The sequence below is a fragment of the Variovorax sp. GW821-FHT09D05 genome (genome assembly GCF_059416325.1).
The window spans coordinates 314,282-329,383 of record NZ_JBWKOZ010000002.1 but is presented as its reverse complement, the minus strand read 5'-3'; the positions used below and the strand labels follow the sequence as shown (position 1 = coordinate 329,383).

Annotated in this window: 12 protein-coding genes; 6 read left to right on the top strand and 6 right to left on the bottom strand. The window is 67.7% G+C overall.

Going from position 1 to position 15,102, the window contains the following annotated elements; genetic code table 11:
• Position 1: 1 nt before the first annotated feature.
• Positions 2-277 (bottom strand): hypothetical protein, encoded by a 276-nt coding sequence (locus AC07O3_RS06115; RefSeq protein ID WP_093059356.1) that lies wholly within the window; start codon positions 275-277, stop codon positions 2-4.
• Between the two features lie 264 nt (positions 278-541).
• Between AC07O3_RS06115 and xylF the strand changes: the two genes are divergently transcribed.
• The 4 genes from xylF to AC07O3_RS06095 all read left to right on the top strand — a co-directional run bounded on the left by xylF (position 542) and on the right by AC07O3_RS06095 (position 4,835).
• Positions 542-1,564 carry a D-xylose ABC transporter substrate-binding protein gene (gene xylF, locus AC07O3_RS06110; RefSeq protein WP_093059354.1) on the top strand — a complete coding sequence of 341 codons (1,023 nt, stop codon included), beginning with the start codon at positions 542-544 and terminating at the stop codon, positions 1,562-1,564.
• A gap of 119 nt (positions 1,565-1,683) precedes the next feature.
• The gene (locus tag AC07O3_RS06105) at positions 1,684-2,874 is read left to right on the top strand and encodes a sugar ABC transporter permease (protein WP_093076134.1); all 1,191 of its coding nucleotides are present in this window, start codon (positions 1,684-1,686) and stop codon (positions 2,872-2,874) included.
• A gap of 1 nt (position 2,875) precedes the next feature.
• Positions 2,876-3,673 carry an ATP-binding cassette domain-containing protein gene (locus AC07O3_RS06100; RefSeq protein ID WP_258352400.1) on the top strand — a complete coding sequence of 266 codons (798 nt, stop codon included), beginning with the start codon at positions 2,876-2,878 and terminating at the stop codon, positions 3,671-3,673.
• Between the two features lie 7 nt (positions 3,674-3,680).
• A complete protein-coding gene (locus AC07O3_RS06095) occupies positions 3,681-4,835 on the top strand; it encodes an ROK family transcriptional regulator (RefSeq protein WP_426390717.1) in 1,155 nt (384 codons plus the stop codon).
• Here AC07O3_RS06095 and AC07O3_RS06090 read toward each other — a convergent pair whose 3' ends face one another.
• The gene (locus AC07O3_RS06090) at positions 4,836-6,068 is read right to left on the bottom strand and encodes a helix-turn-helix domain-containing protein (protein WP_426390716.1); all 1,233 of its coding nucleotides are present in this window, start codon (positions 6,066-6,068) and stop codon (positions 4,836-4,838) included. It abuts the gene before it with no gap.
• Between the two features lie 143 nt (positions 6,069-6,211).
• Between AC07O3_RS06090 and AC07O3_RS06085 the strand changes: the two genes are divergently transcribed.
• Positions 6,212-8,326 (top strand): PQQ-dependent dehydrogenase, methanol/ethanol family, encoded by a 2,115-nt coding sequence (locus tag AC07O3_RS06085; RefSeq protein ID WP_495338841.1) that lies wholly within the window; start codon positions 6,212-6,214, stop codon positions 8,324-8,326.
• 21 nt (positions 8,327-8,347) lie between these two features.
• On the opposite strand, the gene AC07O3_RS06080 is transcribed toward AC07O3_RS06085, so the two are convergent.
• From AC07O3_RS06080 to AC07O3_RS06070, 3 genes are all read right to left on the bottom strand, one after another.
• Positions 8,348-10,774 (bottom strand): hypothetical protein, encoded by a 2,427-nt coding sequence (locus AC07O3_RS06080; RefSeq protein ID WP_495338840.1) that lies wholly within the window; start codon positions 10,772-10,774, stop codon positions 8,348-8,350.
• Complete coding sequence (locus AC07O3_RS06075) at positions 10,771-11,508, bottom strand: hypothetical protein (protein WP_426390714.1); 738 nt, start codon at positions 11,506-11,508, stop codon at positions 10,771-10,773. The genes AC07O3_RS06080 and AC07O3_RS06075 overlap by 4 nt, the downstream gene beginning before the upstream one ends.
• A 120-nt stretch (positions 11,509-11,628) precedes the next feature.
• Entirely contained in the window at positions 11,629-12,603 is a 975-nt protein-coding gene (locus AC07O3_RS06070) for a tripartite tricarboxylate transporter substrate-binding protein (protein ID WP_495338839.1), read from the bottom strand.
• Between the two features lie 160 nt (positions 12,604-12,763).
• Between AC07O3_RS06070 and AC07O3_RS06065 the strand changes: the two genes are divergently transcribed.
• On the top strand, positions 12,764-13,780 hold the full coding sequence (locus AC07O3_RS06065; protein WP_495338838.1) for a hypothetical protein: 1,017 nt from the start codon (positions 12,764-12,766) through the stop codon (positions 13,778-13,780).
• Between the two features lie 4 nt (positions 13,781-13,784).
• Here AC07O3_RS06065 and AC07O3_RS06060 read toward each other — a convergent pair whose 3' ends face one another.
• On the bottom strand, positions 13,785-15,035 hold the full coding sequence (locus AC07O3_RS06060) for a phenylacetate--CoA ligase family protein (RefSeq protein ID WP_093059337.1): 1,251 nt from the start codon (positions 15,033-15,035) through the stop codon (positions 13,785-13,787).
• Positions 15,036-15,102: the final 67 nt, after the last annotated feature.

Here is a 15,102-nt window from a genome sequence, read left to right as displayed (position 1 = left end):
TTCACGAAAAGGCCGGGACCTCCCGGCCTTTTTCACGCGCGCCTTCGCCCGGATAGCGCACGCATTGCAGTGCCTCGAAACCCTTCTGCGTGACCGCCAACACTTGCACCACGCGCAGGCCCGGCATCTTCGCGATGTCCGCGGCCGAGGGCACCAGCGCGAGCACCAGTCCGGCTGCGCGCAGTTTCAGGACTTCATCGATGTCCTTGCGCGAGGACATCACCATGGGTAGCCGCGTGGCGGCAATCTGCCTGAGCATGAGCATGTCTGTGAGCATTTCTTGTCTCCTTGTTCATCGGCGACAAAGGTCGGGAGAGCGTTCGGAATAAGGCCTCCCGCCAGGCGGGAGGGATGCGAAAGATACCGGGCCGCACACGCCCGCAACGTAGGACCGCATCCCGCGACAAGGGTCGCAATGCGCTCCGGGAATTCCCGGATGCCCAGAGCCCCGCCGCGATGGGATAGTTAGTTCGCCCTTCAAACTAACTAATTTCTTACACGGCTGATCCCTGCGGGGCGCACCAACATTGGAGAGACATCGATGCAACTGAAACACACCCTGGCCGCCATGGCCTTCGGTCTTACGGCCGTGGGCGCGATGGCGCAGACCGTGGTCGGCGTGAGCTGGTCGAACTTCCAGGAAGAACGCTGGAAGACCGACGAGGCCGCCATCAAGGCCCAACTGGAGAAGCTCGGCGCCAAGTACATCAGTGCCGATGCGGGCGGCTCGCCCGAGAAGCAGCTCGGTGACATCGAGGGCCTGATGTCCAAGGGCGCCAAGGCGCTCATCGTGCTGGCGATGGACAAGGACGCCATCCTGCCCGCCGTCACCAAGGCCACGCGCCAGAAGGTGCCCGTGGTGGCGTACGACCGGTTGATCGAGGCGCCCGGCGTCTTCTACATCACCTTCGACAACGTCGAGGTCGGCCGCATGGAGGCGCGCGAAGTCTTCAAGGTCAAGCCCAAGGGCAACTACGTGATCATCAAGGGCTCGCCGAGCGACCCGAACGCCGACTTCCTGCGCGCAGGCCAGCAGGAAGTGCTCGACGCCGCCGTCAAGAAGGGCGACATCAAGATCGTCGGCGACGAATACACCGAAGGCTGGAAGCCCGAGGTCGCGCAGAAGAACATGGAGCAGATCCTCACCAAGAACGGCAACAAGGTCGACGCGGTGGTCGCGGCCAACGACGGCACGGCCGGCGGCGCGGTGGCTGCGCTCACGGCCAAGGGCATCCGCGGCATTCCGGTGTCGGGCCAGGACGCCGACTTCGCGGCGCTCAACCGCATCGCGCTGGGCACGCAGACCGCCACCATCTGGAAGGACTCGCGCGAACTCGGCCGCGAAGCCGCCACCGCCGCCGTGGCGCTGGCCGCCGGCAAGCCGGTAGACAAGGCCGCGCCGTGGGCCGGCGGCGCCAAGAAGATCTCGCTGTCCTCGCGCCTGCTGACGCCGGTGCCGATCACGCGCGACAACCTCGACGTGGTCGTCAAGGCCGGCTGGATCAAGAAGGACGAGCTCTGCAAGGGCGCCTCGGGTGCGAGCGCACCCGCTGCCTGCAAGTAAGCCGTAGCAACGGACGCGCCGGTCGCGCGTCCATCCGCGCAACGCTGCCGCCTCGGGCCGGCCCATCACGGGCCCGGCCAGGGCAGGTTGCGCACCTGTAGTCCCTGGGGGTTTCAAGAATGAGCAATCCAACACCGGGCTGGTGGCGCCGCACGGGCATCGACCTGCGGCTGATATTGATGTGCGTGCTGCTGGCCGTGATGGCCGTGGTGTTCAGCGTCATGTCGGGCGGCGTGTTTCTGTCGCCCGAAAATCTCTACAACGTCGCGCAGCAGACAGCCGTGGTCGGCATCGTGTCGACCGTGATGGTGCTGGTCATCGTGGCGCGCCACATCGATCTGTCGGTCGGCTCCGTGATGGGTTTTGTCGGCGTGTTGATCGCGTACCTGCAATACACCTCGGGCTGGTCGTGGCCCACGGCCTGCCTCGCGGGGCTCGCGGTGGCGCTGCTGGTGTCCATCTACCAGGGCTGGCTCACGGCGGTGCTCGGCGTGCCGTCGTTCGTGGTCACGCTGGGCGGTCTCATGTCGTTTCGCGGCGCGGCCTTCCTGGTGGCCGACGGCAAGACGCAGCCGGTGAACGACGAATTCTTCCAGCGCCTGGGCGGCGGCTACGACGGCGGCATCGGCGTCACCGCGAGCTGGGTGCTCGCTGCCATCGTGGCGCTGGTGCTGTTCGGGCGCATGTTGCAAAAGCGCCGCGCGCGCCAGCGCTACGACATGCCGACCGAGGCGCTGTGGCTCGACGTGCTGATCACCGCGGTGCCGGTGGCGGTGGTGATCGCCTTCGCATGGGTCATGAACAACTACCAGATCTCGTCGAAGAGCGAGCCGCAGGGCATTCCGATTCCGGTGCTGATCTGGGCGGTGGTGGCGATCGTGCTGTCGTTCATCGTGCACCGCACGCGCTTCGGGCGCTATGTGTTCGCGATGGGCGGCAACCCCGACGCTGCGGCGCTGGTGGGTATTCCGGTCAAGCGCGTCACGCTGATGCTGTTCGCGCTGCTGGCGGTGCTGGTCACCATTGCGGCCATCGTGTCGATCGCGCGGCTCAATGCGGGCACCAACTCGCTCGGCACGGGCATGGAGCTGTACGTGATCGCGGCGGCCGTCATCGGCGGCACGGCGCTGGCGGGTGGCAGCGGCTCGATCTTCGGGTCGGTCCTGGGCGCGCTGATCATGCAGTCGCTCGACAGCGGCATGCTGCTGCTCGACGTGCCCATCGGCAAGCGCATGGTCATCATCGGGCAGGTGCTGATCGTGGCTGTGGTGTTCGACGTGCTGTATCGCCGCAAGTTTGGGGAGAACTGAAATGGCAGACATCGACACCTCCAAACCCCTGGTGGAACTGCGCGAAATCCGCAAGGCCTTCGGCGGCGTCAAGGCCGTGGACGGCGTGAGCGTCAATCTCTACCCCGGCGAAGTGGTCGCGCTGCTGGGCCACAACGGCGCCGGCAAGTCCACGCTGATGAAGATGCTCGCGGGCGCCTACCCCATCGACTCCGGCGACACGCTGATCGCGGGCGAGAAGGTCAACATCCGCACGCCCGCCGAAGCGCAGGGCCAGGGCATCGAGACCATCTACCAGACCCTCGCGCTGGCCGACAACCTCGACTCCGTGTCGAACCTCTTTCTCGGCCGCGAGAAGATGACCCCGTGGCGCACGCTCGACGATCACTTCATGGAAGTGCAGGCGCGCAAGGTGTTCCATCGCCTCAACAAGAACTTCACCAACATCCGCGTGCCGGTGCGCAGGCTCTCGGGCGGGCAACGGCAGGTGGTGGCAATTTCTCGTGCGCTGTACTTCAACGCGCGCATCCTCATCATGGACGAGCCCTGCGCGGCGCTCGGCCCCGAAGAAACCGCGATGGTCGGCGGCCTCGTGAAGCAGCTCAAGGCCGACGGCGTGGGCATCTTCCTGATCACGCACGACATGCCCGACGTTTTCTCGTTGAGCGACCGCCTCGCGGTGATGAAGAACGGCAAGCTGGTCGGTACCTACCGCACCGCTGACGTGACCGAAGACGAAGTGCTCGGAATGATCATTGCCGGCAAGCGGCCCGAGGGCAAGGAGCAGGCCCATCACGCCGACACTGCCGCGCTTGCCTGATGTTGTCGTGAAGACAATAGGCGATCAGCAACTGCTCAAGCGAATGAACCGCAGCGTGCTGCTGCGGCTGCTGCGCGCGCAGCCCGGCCTGTCACGCGCGCGGCTGGCCAGCGAGAGCGGGCTTACCAAGTCGACCGTGAGCCTGCTGGTGCGCGAGCTGATCGACGAAGGCTGGCTCAGCGAGGCCGGCGCCACCGTGGCCGACGGGCTCGGCCGGCCTTCGACGCCACTGCAGATCAATGTCGGCGTGCGCGCGCTGATGGGCGTGGAGATTGCGGTAGAGACTGTGCGCCTCGTGTGCGTCTCGCTGCAGGGTGAGGTGCTTCACTCGAACACCCACGCACTCACCGACGGCTCGCCGGCCGGCGTGTGCGCGCAGGTCGCGCGCATGGCGGCCGCCGCGAATGCGCAGCTGGAGCAATTGGGCCTGCGCCTGTCGAGCATCGGCGTGTGCGTGCCCGGCGCGGTGGACGACTGCACCGGCGTGGTCCGCTTCGCGCCCAACCTCGGCTGGCGCAACGTGAGCCTGCTGCCCGCGCTCGAAAAAGCCTTTGCCGCCATCGGCCTGCCTGGCGTGACCGTGCAACTGCAGAACGACGCCGATGCCGCCGCGCTCGGCGAGTACGAATTTGCGGCGGGCGAGGGCGAAGACCCGCTGGTCTTCGTCAACTGCGACGTGGGCGTGGGCGCTGGCGTGGTGCTGAACGACCGGCTCTTCACCGGCGCGCAGGGCATGGCCGGCGAGATAGGCCACACCATCCTTGAACTCGACGGGCCTCTGTGCTCGTGCGGCCGACGCGGTTGCGCCGAGGCCTTCTTCGGCTCGCGCGTGCTGGAGCGCAAGGGGGTCGACCTGCCGCGCGCCGCCGCCTTCTTCGGCGTGCTGCTGCAGAACCTGTGGGTCACGTTCAACCCGCGCGCGATCGTGCTCGGCGGCAAGGCGTGCGCCGAGCATCGCGGCTTTGCGCAAGCGGCGTTCGAAAGCATGAAGCGCCACGCCGACGATGCCGGCATGCCCGCGCCCGACCTGCGCACCGCGCGCTACGGCGCGCTGGCCCCTGCGGTGGGCGCAGCTGCATTGGCGCTGCACGAATACCTGCGGCCGTTGCAGCCCGATGCGAAGGCGCGTCGCGCGCGTGCGCTGGCCCGCGCCGCGGCCTGATCAGTCCGCGGCGTCTTCTTTCCAGCCGCGCAGCCGGCGATAGAGCGTGCCGCGCGACACGCGCAACTGCCGCGCCGCCTGCGACACATTGCCGCCGTGCGCCACTAGCGTTTCCTCGATCAGCTTGCGGCTGTGCTCGCGCAGCGTTGTCTCGGCATGGGGCTCGGGCTCGCAGGCTTCGGCAGCAGGCATCTGCGCATCCTGCTCGATGGCCAGCGGCGTGGCTTCGCCGGGCATCGCCACCGCATGCCGGAAGTCCGCACCATCCGCGCCCTTCAGCCGCGCCTGTACCCACACGCCCAGCCCGCTCGCCAGCCGCAACGGCTGCGCCGCCTCGCGCCGCCCAAGGCGCAGCAGGCTCGCAAGGTCATGCCCCAGCAGGCATTCGACATCGCGCTCGTCCGCCGCTTCGGGCAGCCGGCCCAGCAGCCGCGCGCCCGCGTTGTTGAGCCACGCGATCGTGCCGTCGGGCGCGATGCCGGCGAGTGCCTCGAGCGGCGTGCCCAGCAGCGTGGGGCTGGCCTGGAAGCGCAGGATCAGGTGGTCGCGCGACTGCGCCTGCAGCAGCCGGTTCTCGATGGTCGTGGCATAGAGCGCCACCATCGATGCCGCATCGAAGCCGAAGCGCCGCGCCTCCGCCGTGAGGTCGAGCACGCCGGCCAGTTGCCCCGTCACGTCGCGTATCGGTGCTGCCGCGCACTGCATCTGGCACAGCACGTCGAAGTAGTGCTCCGCGCCGTTGACCGTGCAGGCCTGGCCGGTGCTCGCCACGATGCCCGGTGCCGTGGTGCCGACGATGCGCTCGGAGATGTTCACGCCCACGCGCGCGGTCTTGCACAGCACCGGCTGGTGCGCCATGGCGGGCTGCTGCGTGACGTGCACCAGCACGCCCTCGCTGTCGGTGAGGATCACGCGGCAGTCGGTGCCCGCGAGCGCGTGCTCCATCTGCACCAGCTCCTGCCGTGCCACCTCGAGCAGTTCGCGGTTGCGCGCAAGCGTGGCGTGCAGCCGGCTCGGCGTGACCGCATCGAAGGGCACGATGCGCTGGCGGTCGGTGTGCGTGCGGCTGCAGCGCATCCACGACTGGATCACCGCCTCGCCGACGAGGCCCGAGGGGCGCACGCCTTCCTCGAAGAACTGCTGCCGCGCGAGCGCCACGCGCTGCGCGGGCGTGCTGGCAAAGAGTTGGCGCGGCGCATCCGCCGTGCCGATTCTTCTTCCGTCGAGGGCCATGGTGTTCGCTGCCTCCCGCAAGGGACCGAGTCCGGGACCAACGCTGAATGTGTTCCGCAATGGAACAGCACCGGACTGGGGAAATCCCGAAGATGAATGCGAAGCCCGCACAGACCATCCTTGAGCCACAAAGGAGACCTGCGATGAAAAAAACACACTCCGGGCTGCTCGTGCTCGCCGGCGCTTTGCTGTGCCTGGGCGCAAACACGGCGGCCACGGCCCAGAACGCACAGGACCGCGCGGCAGCCGCCACCAGGCGCGTCGACGGCAGCTTCATCCGCGCCAACGCGGCGCAGAAGAAAACACCCGACTGGCCCAGCGTCGGCCTCGACTATTCGGAGTCGCGCTTCAGCCAGCTCGACCAGGTGAACGCCGGCAACGTCAAGCAACTGGGGCTGGTCTGGTCGTACAACCTCGAGTCGACGCGCGGCGTGGAGGCCACGCCGCTGGTGGTGGACGGCATCATGTACGTCACCGCCTCGTGGAGCGTGGTGCATGCCATCGACACCCGCACCGGGCAGAAGCTGTGGACCTTCGATCCGCAGGTCGATAAGTCCAAAGGCTTCAAGGGCTGCTGCGACGTGGTGAACCGAGGCGTTGCGATCTACGAAGGCAAGGTCTACGTGGCGGCCTACGACGGCCGCCTGATCGCGCTCGACGCAGCCACCGGCCAGAAGGTCTGGGAGAAGAACACCATCGAGGGCCAGAAGGGCAGCTACACCATCACCGGTGCGCCGCGCGTGTTCAAGGGCAAGGTCATCATCGGCAACGGCGGCGCCGAGTACGGCGTGCGCGGCTTCGTCACCGCCTACGACGCGAAGACCGGCGACCAGAAGTGGCGCTGGTTCGTGGTGCCGGGCGACCCGGGCAAGCCCTTCGAAGACGAATCGATGGCGCGCGCCGCCAAGACCTGGGACCCGAGCGGCAAGTACTGGGAAGCCGGCGGTGGCGGCACCGCATGGGACAGCTTTGCCTTCGACCCCGAACTCAACCTGATGTACGTGGGCACCGGCAACGGCTCGCCATGGGCTGCCAAGGCGCGCAGCCCCAAGGGCGGCGACAACCTCTACCTGGGCTCGGTGGTGGCGCTCAACCCCGACACCGGCAAGTACGTGTGGCACTACCAGGAGACGCCCGGCGACAACTGGGACTACACCTCCACGCAGTCGATGATCCTGGCCAACGTGAAGATCGACGGCAAGGCCCGCAAGGTGCTGCTGCATGCGCCGAAGAACGGCTTCTTCTTCGTCATCGACCGCACCAGCGGCAAGTTCATCTCGGCGAAGAACTTCGTCGAAGTGAACTGGGCCACCGGCTACGACAAGAACGGCCGCCCCATCGAGATCGCCGCCGCGCGCCAGAACGAGAAGCCCGGCGACAGCATCCCCGGCCCCTTCGGCGCGCACAACTGGCACCCGATGTCGTTCAACCCGCAGACCGGCTTTGCCTACCTGCCAGCGCAGCACGTGCCGATCAACCTGATGGACGACAAGGACTGGAAGTTCGACCAGAACGCGCCCGGCCGTCCGCATGCCGCGCTGGGCTGGAACACCGGCAAGTTCGCCAATGTCGAGCCGCCCACGAGCAAGCCCTTCGGCCGCCTCGTGGCGTGGGACCCGGTGGCGCAGAAGGAAGCGTGGGGCGTCGACTACGCATCGCCATGGAACGGCGGCACCCTTACCACTGCCGGCAACCTCGTGTTCCAGGGCACGGCCGACGGCCGCCTGCTGGCCTACAACGCGAAGACCGGCGAGAAGCTGTGGGAAACGCCCACCGGCACCGGCGTGGTGGCCGCGCCTTCGACCTACATGGTCGACGGCAAGCAATACGTTTCGGTCGCCGTGGGCTGGGGCGGGGTGTACGGCCTGGCGCAGCGCGCCACCGAGCGGCAGGGCCCGGGCACGGTCTACACCTTCGCGGTGGGCGGCACGGCCAAGATGCCGGACTTCGTTCAGTACCGCATGGACAAGCTGGTGCAGGGCGTGAAGTACGACCCCGCCAAGGTCCAGGCCGGCACCATGCTCTACGTGAGCAACTGCGTGTTCTGCCACGGCGTGCCCGGCGTGGACCGCGGCGGCAACATCCCCAACCTCGGCTACATGGACCCGGCCTACATCACGAACCTGGACAAGTTCATCCTCAAGGGCCCGGCCATGGCGCGCGGCATGCCCGACTTCACGGGCAAGCTCTCGGGGGACGACATCGAGAGCATCAAGGCCTTCATCCAGGGGACGGCGGACGCCATACGCCCGAAGTAGGGAGGGCCGCTCTCTCCTTGGCTACCGGCCGCCGTACCAGTACTGGGTGCTGGCGGCCCAGGTCGAATCCGGGTATTTCGCGTGCAGGGTCTGAAGGCCCTTGCGCGACCAGTCGCCCACCGCCTTGTCCGGGCAGGCGTAGCGCGCCATCTTCACCGCGACCGATAGCGCCTGCGGCACCAGCGGATCAGCGCGGTTGCGCTGCATCAGCGCCAGGCTTTCCTGGGTGAAGTAGATCGAGTCCTGCGGAATGGCGCGCAACTTTGCGACCAGCGCGGCCTGTTGCGCGCGCTCTTCTTGCGGCAGGAACTCGGGCATCTCGAAATCGGCAGCCGTGGCGGCCTGCGGGCCGGTGGTCATCACGCCGAGCGGGCGGCACCACTTGCTGTAGCTGCCGGTGGCCATGCTGCGGTCGTACGCCGGTTCGAGCCAGGGCTTGAGCGGCGTGGGCCGGATGCCGTCTGCCACGGGCCAGTGCGGCGGCAACAGCACCTCGGTGGTGCTTGCCATGCGCTCCAGCAGCAGGTGACGCCAGGCGGCGGTGTCAGTGACCGACAGCGCCATCGAGCGGCGGATGCCGGCGATCATGTCCGGCCCCTTGGCGGTAGCCCCCTGCGACGGTGACGCGATACGTATCTGCGCAGCGCGGCGAGCGCTGGCGTAGTCCTCGGCCAGCACGGCGCGGGTCCATGCGGTCTCCAGCAGGGAGTCGCGCAGCGCGGGCGAGAGCGCCGGGTCGGCCGCGAGCCGCAGCCACATTGCGAGCGGCGCGCGCGTGTTCAGGAAGCGCGTCGCGTCGTCGTCGAAGGTGCTGGCCAGCGGCACCGCATTGGGTTTGGCTTCCATCGCCTCGGGGTCGCGGCGAGCAACCACCAGGCGGATCGCCAGGCGGCGCCATTCCTCTTCCGACGAGGCCGTGGGCAGCAGCAGCGCCTTCACGAGGTTCTGGCCCGAGAGGCTGTGTGCGATCAAGGGCGAATCGGCTGCACTGGCGACCAGTTCGCGTGTCTCCTTGAAGCGGCCCTGCGCAAACAGGCGCTGGGCGCGCAACTGGGTGGCGGCGAAGCGTGCAGGGTGGTCTTCGGGCACGGCCGCCAATGCGGCCTGCAGTTCGGCCTCGCGCTTGTCGTCGGTGGCGGTGCTCACGGGCACCAGGCTTGCCGCGGCCATCAGCCAGGCGAGGTCGTGCGTGCGCTGGTAGTTGCTCCAGCTGAACTTCTCGCGCCACTTGTCCTGGGCGGTGATGCCGCTCGCCGGACCGTTGAAGCCGCGCACCGTGTTGAGCCACTGCACGAGATCCGACTTCTGATCCGGGCCTGCGTACGAACAACCGGCCATCATGCAGTAGCGGAACTCGTGGTTCAGCAACAGCAGCCTGGCGGCGGCGACATCGGGTGCGCCCATGGTCTTCAGGCTGTCGGCCAGGCGCTGCAGGCGCGTGCCGGGCGTGAGGTAGCGGATGCGCAGTGCCTCGGCCAGCCGGTGCACCGACGGATGCAGCGCCTGCAGGCGCGGGTTCTTCAGCAGCGGCAGCGCGATGGCATCGACCGCTTTGGTGAGTTCGGCCTGCTGCTTCAGCGCCTCGGGGCTTTCCTTGCCGGCGTCGTCCCGTTCCGAGAAAGACGGCTCGCCGCCCGGGTTCTGCCGCGCCAGCACACGCAGCCGCATGTAGGCCGCGAGGTCGCGCCAGGGGCTGGCCTTGTCGGCCGCGATCTCGGTGAACGCGGTGTCGGCCTCGTCGAGATCGTCGGCGTAGAAGCGCTGTGCGGCCAGCTGGTAGGCATGGTCGGCCTGCAGCCAGGCGGGGGCGCGGGGTGGCAGTTCGGGGATGGTGCCGGGCTCCTTGTTGCAGGTGTCGAACACCGCGTCTTGTGCCTGCAGCCAATGCCGCACGTAGGGGGTGGCCGCCTTGTCGCCGGCGGCGCGTGTCATGCGCTGGGCCAGCGTCTTCGTGGCGTTGCGGAAGGCATCGCCGTAGAAGCAGTTGGGGCTCGCCTGCAGGCTGCTGGCGTTCCATTTCGGCTGCTGCTGCGATGGCGCCAGCAGGGCAGGCCTGTCGCGGGGCGACTGGGGATCGAGCTTCGCATTGGCGTCGTCGCGCGCTTTTCGCCATTCGATCCAGGCGTCGTCCGTTTCGGCCATGCCGTTGTCTTCGCGCGGCAGCTTCTCCAGCAGATCGGAGAAGGCCCGCACGGCGTCGGAAGAGAACGGCTGGCCGTGCAGGCGCCAGTACCAGAGCACCTGGTAGGGCACGAGGTAGTCGGTGTAGTAGCCCGCGGGCCGCTCGACGAACTCGCGCACCGGCTGGTCGGGCCGGGTGGTGGCGAAGAACAGGTCCTCGGGGTCGCCGCCGCCACTGGCATGAGCCGCGAGAGCGCTGCCGAGCAGCGCGGCCATTGCGAGCAGCCTGGCGCCGGCGCGCATCGCGTTTGCTGTTGAAGAAATCATTTGTGCGAATCCCTGTTGCCGAGTTGTTCGAAGTCTTCGTTCTTCCATGCGCCCGCGTGGAACACATAGCGCCGCTTCACGCTGCCGAGCACGGGCCATGCCTCGCCGAGCATCAGCCCCGCCGCGTCGCGGCAGGCCGGCACCGTGGCCGCGCCCGTCGCGTCGAGCCGCTGGCGGATGCGCGCGGATTCCGCCCCCATGCGGAAGTACATCGGCACGATCTCGTCGAGCAGGCCGGCAGGCAGCCACGCGTCGCTCATGCACCATGAGGCGAGCGCCGTGGCCGAGAGCCGCACGCCGCCGGCGCGCACCGGCTGCAGCCGCCGCAGCAGCGCGACATACGCCTCGCGCTGGCTGCGGCGCGCCTCGAAGTCGAGCTGCACCCAGCCCGAGCGGTTGCCGTGCTTCGCGGCATGCTCGATGGCGGCGGCAATGGCCTCCTGCTGCGCGTCGTTGACGGGCGAGGGCGCGAGGTTGTCGAGTGAAACATGGACCACCGGCACCACGGTGGTGGCGCCCGGCGCGATGCGCAGCGGCCACTGACGCCAGCTCGTGCGGCTGCGCTCGCCGCTCAGCTGCACCGTGGCATGCAGGTAGGCCACGCCCGTGCCTTCTGGCAGCGCGGAAAAAAACTGGGGCCGGTCCCAGACCCACAGCAGCGTCTGCGGCTGGGCCATGCCGTCATGCGCCAGCAGGGCCAGGAAGACCGGAAAGGCCGCGCTGCGAAAACGCATGGGAGAGAGCGAAAGGGGCGGGAGGGTGGAAGAAAAATCCCGGCCAGCATAACGAAAAAAGCCGCCTGGCCCGGGAGGGCGCAGGCGGCCTTGCGGCTGCTTGTGGCGGCGGTGAATCGATCAGTCGGCGTACACGCCGGCAGCCTTGATGATCGGACCCCACTTCGCGATTTCAGCCGAGGCGAACTTCTTGTGCTCCGCCGGCTCGACGCGCTTGTCGGTCGTGATCACGGCGCCCAGCGCTTCTTCGCGCTTGATGAAACCCGGGTCCTTCATCGCGGCCTTGATGGCCTCGTTGAGCTTCTTCAGCACCGGCGCGGGCGTGCCCTTGGGCGCGTACATGCCGTGCCAGATCGTCACTTCGAAACCCTTCAGGCCCGACTCGTCCAGCGTCGGCAGGTCTTTCAGCGCGGGGGTGGTCAGGCGCTTGGCCGTGGTCACGGCATAGGCCTTGACCTTCTTGGCCTCGATCTGCGACGTGGTGTTGGTCGTCTGGTCGCACAGCAGGTCGATCTGGCCGCCCAGCAGGTCGGCGATGGCCGGGGCCGTGCCCTTGTACGGCACGGGCGTCATCTCGACCTTGATCGCGCTCTGGAACAGCAGGCCGCACAGGTGCGACGCGGCGCCCAGGCCGGCGTTGCCCAGGTTGATCTTGCCCTTGTTGGCCGCGATCCAGGTCGTCAGCTCCTTGTAGTTGTTGGCGGGCAGGCCGGGCTTGCCGATCAGCGTCATCGGCACTTCGTTGACCATGCCCAGGTATTCGAAGTCGGTCTCGACGTTGAAGGGCAGCTTGCGATACAGCGCCGGCATCGTCGACATGCCGATGTGATTCAGCAGCAGCGTGTAGCCGTCGGGGTTGGCGCGCGCCACCTTGGCTGTGCCGATGGAACTGCCCGCGCCCGCGGTGTTGTCCACCACGATCGTGGTGCCGAGCGTCTTCTGCATGGCCTCCGCCAGGTCGCGTGCGACACGGTCGGTCGGGCCGCCGGCTGCGAAAGGCACCACCAGCGTAACGGTCTTGCCCGCGGGAAAGTCCTGGGCGTGAGCACCGGCGGCTGCGGCGGCAATCGCCGCGAGGGCGAACAGTTTCTTCATGTCGTCTCCGGGAGGGGGTAATAAAAACGCCGCGATCTTAAAGGCTGACTGCTGCCTGACCTATAGCGAATAGCCCTTAGGTTCGCGTCGTCATCCGATACCCTTGCTTCTTCCGCGCATGCCACCGCATGCGCCATGTAAAGCGAGAAAAAGCACTCCCATGACGACGACCCCTTCCCCCGCAAGCGCGCAGCGCCTGCCGCGCGATCTTGCGCTCGTCACCGTGGCCATCGATGCCGTGATGGTGCTGGTCAACATGGCCATCCAGCTCTGGCCCGATTCGCCCCACGGCGAGCAGCTGCGCAGCACCTATGCCCTGCCAGGCGTGTGGATACCGATGGTGTTCAGCATCGGCATGGCCTGGGTGCTGGCGGCGGCGCTGGCCTGGAGCCACGGGCGCAATGCGCTCGAAAAGCGCGGCGTTGGCAGCGTGGCGCGGCTGCCCCAACCCCGCATCCGCTACGCCGCGGTGTACATCGCGGTGCTGGTGCTCAACTTCTACTTACTGAGCCCGCTGTTCTACGAAGTGCAACTGCTCTTCATGCCGGGCGGCCGCCTGCATGATTTTTTCGGCTCGACGTCCATGAGCGCGGCGATGGCGCTGTTCACGGTGCTGCAGTCCGTCGCGCAGTTGATCTTGCTCGTGCTCGGCGTGTGGGTCTCGGCCTGGTTCGCGTTGAGGGCGGCCAGTGCAGCGCCTTCCGATGCGCAGCAGCAGCAGGACGACGATGAAGCCATCGGTGCATCGCCACGCCGTGCCGTGGCACTGGTGGGCGCCGCGGTGTTCGCATCGCTGCAGATGTGGAGCGGCGTGGTCGTGAGTCGCTGGACATCCGTCGCGCGCGGCATGGATGGGCTCGAACTGCTGATCGCCTGGATGCTGCCGCCATTGGTGGCCTTCGCGCTCGCGTTCTGGGGCGGCTGGCTGGGCGCCAATGCCGGGCTCGCGCGGGTGCGGCCTTTCAGGGCCGTGGCGGCCGCGGCCCTGGCCTTCGTGCTGGTGCAGGTCAGCTGCATCGCCATCGCATTGGCCTGGGTGATGCTGGCGACCTGGTCGCACAGCTTCGACAACGCGGGCGGCCTCATCGGCTTCGCCCTGGCGCTCGTGCTGGTCTATTCGGTGCTCGTGGTGGTGTTGATGCGCGCCGCCACGCGCTGGCTGTACCGCCGCTACTGACTGGCTACTTGTAGCTGCGCGCGTCCTCGATCACCTTGCCGTCGTTGGGCAGACCGCCCGCACCCACGACGACGACCTCGCCACGCAGCTTGGTCACTTCGCGGATCACCGCGCTCACGCGGGCCTCGAGCCCTTCGGGCACCGCCCCCGCGCATTCGAGCTGCAGCGTCATCTTGTCGTCGCCCATCTCGCCGGACACGATGAGCCGCGCGCGCTGCACTTCGGGAAAGCGCCGCGCGATCTCGGCCACCTGCGAGGGATGCACGAACATGCCGCGCACCTTGGTGGTCTGGTCGGCGCGGCCGAGCCAGCCCTTGATGCGCTTGTTGGTGCGGCCGGTGGGGCAGGTGCCCGCGAGCACGGCCGAGAGGTCCCCGGTGCCGAAGCGCACCAGCGGGTAGTCGGGGTTGAAGGTGGTGACGACGATCTCGCCGACCTCGCCATCGGGCACCGGGTCGCCGGTGCCGGGCCGCACGATTTCCACAAGCACGCCTTCGTCGATCACCAGGCCTTCGCGCGCGCTGGTCTCGTAGGCGATCAGGCCCAGGTCGGCAGTGGCATAGCACTGCGTGCCTTTCACGCCGTGTGCGGCAATCCAGTCGTGCAGGCTGGGTGGAAAGGCTTCGCCGGAGACGAGCGCCTTGGTGAGCGAGGGCAGCTTCTGCCCTTTCTCCTCGGCCTTCTCCAGCAATATCTTCAGGAAGCTCGGCGTACCCGCATAGCCTTCGGGCTTGAGGTCGACCATGGCTTCGAGTTGCTGCTCGGTCTGCCCGGTGCCGCCTGCGAACACGGTGCAGCCCATGGCGCGTGCGCCGCTTTCCATGATCGAGCCGGCGGGCGTCATGTGATAGCTGAAGCTGTTGTGAATGAGCTCGCCGCTGCGAAAGCCCGCCGCATGCAATGCCCGAGCGGTGCGCCAGTAGTCGCGCGCTTCGCCCTCAGGCTCGTAGATGGTGCCGGGGCTCGCGAACACGCGCGGCATGCGCGGGCCGCGCACGATGGTCGAGAAGCCGCCGAAGGGGTCGTCGGTGCGGCGTGCCTTCTGCAGGTCGAGCAATTCCGATTTGCGCGTGACCGGTAGTTTCGCCAGCGCCTCGCGTGTCGTGATGTCTGCGGGCTTCACGCCGTCCAGGATCTTTGCGAATGCGGGTGCTGCCGTCTGGGCCTGTGTGATCTGCTTCGGTAGCGCGGCCAGCAGGTCGCGTTCGCGTTCGGCCGGGTCGCGGATCTCGAGCTTGTCGTAGTGGTCGGTCATGTCCGTACCCTTTGTCTTTCAGTTCGGTTTTTCGCCACGCTGGCGTTCGTTCGGGGTGCGTGCGAAT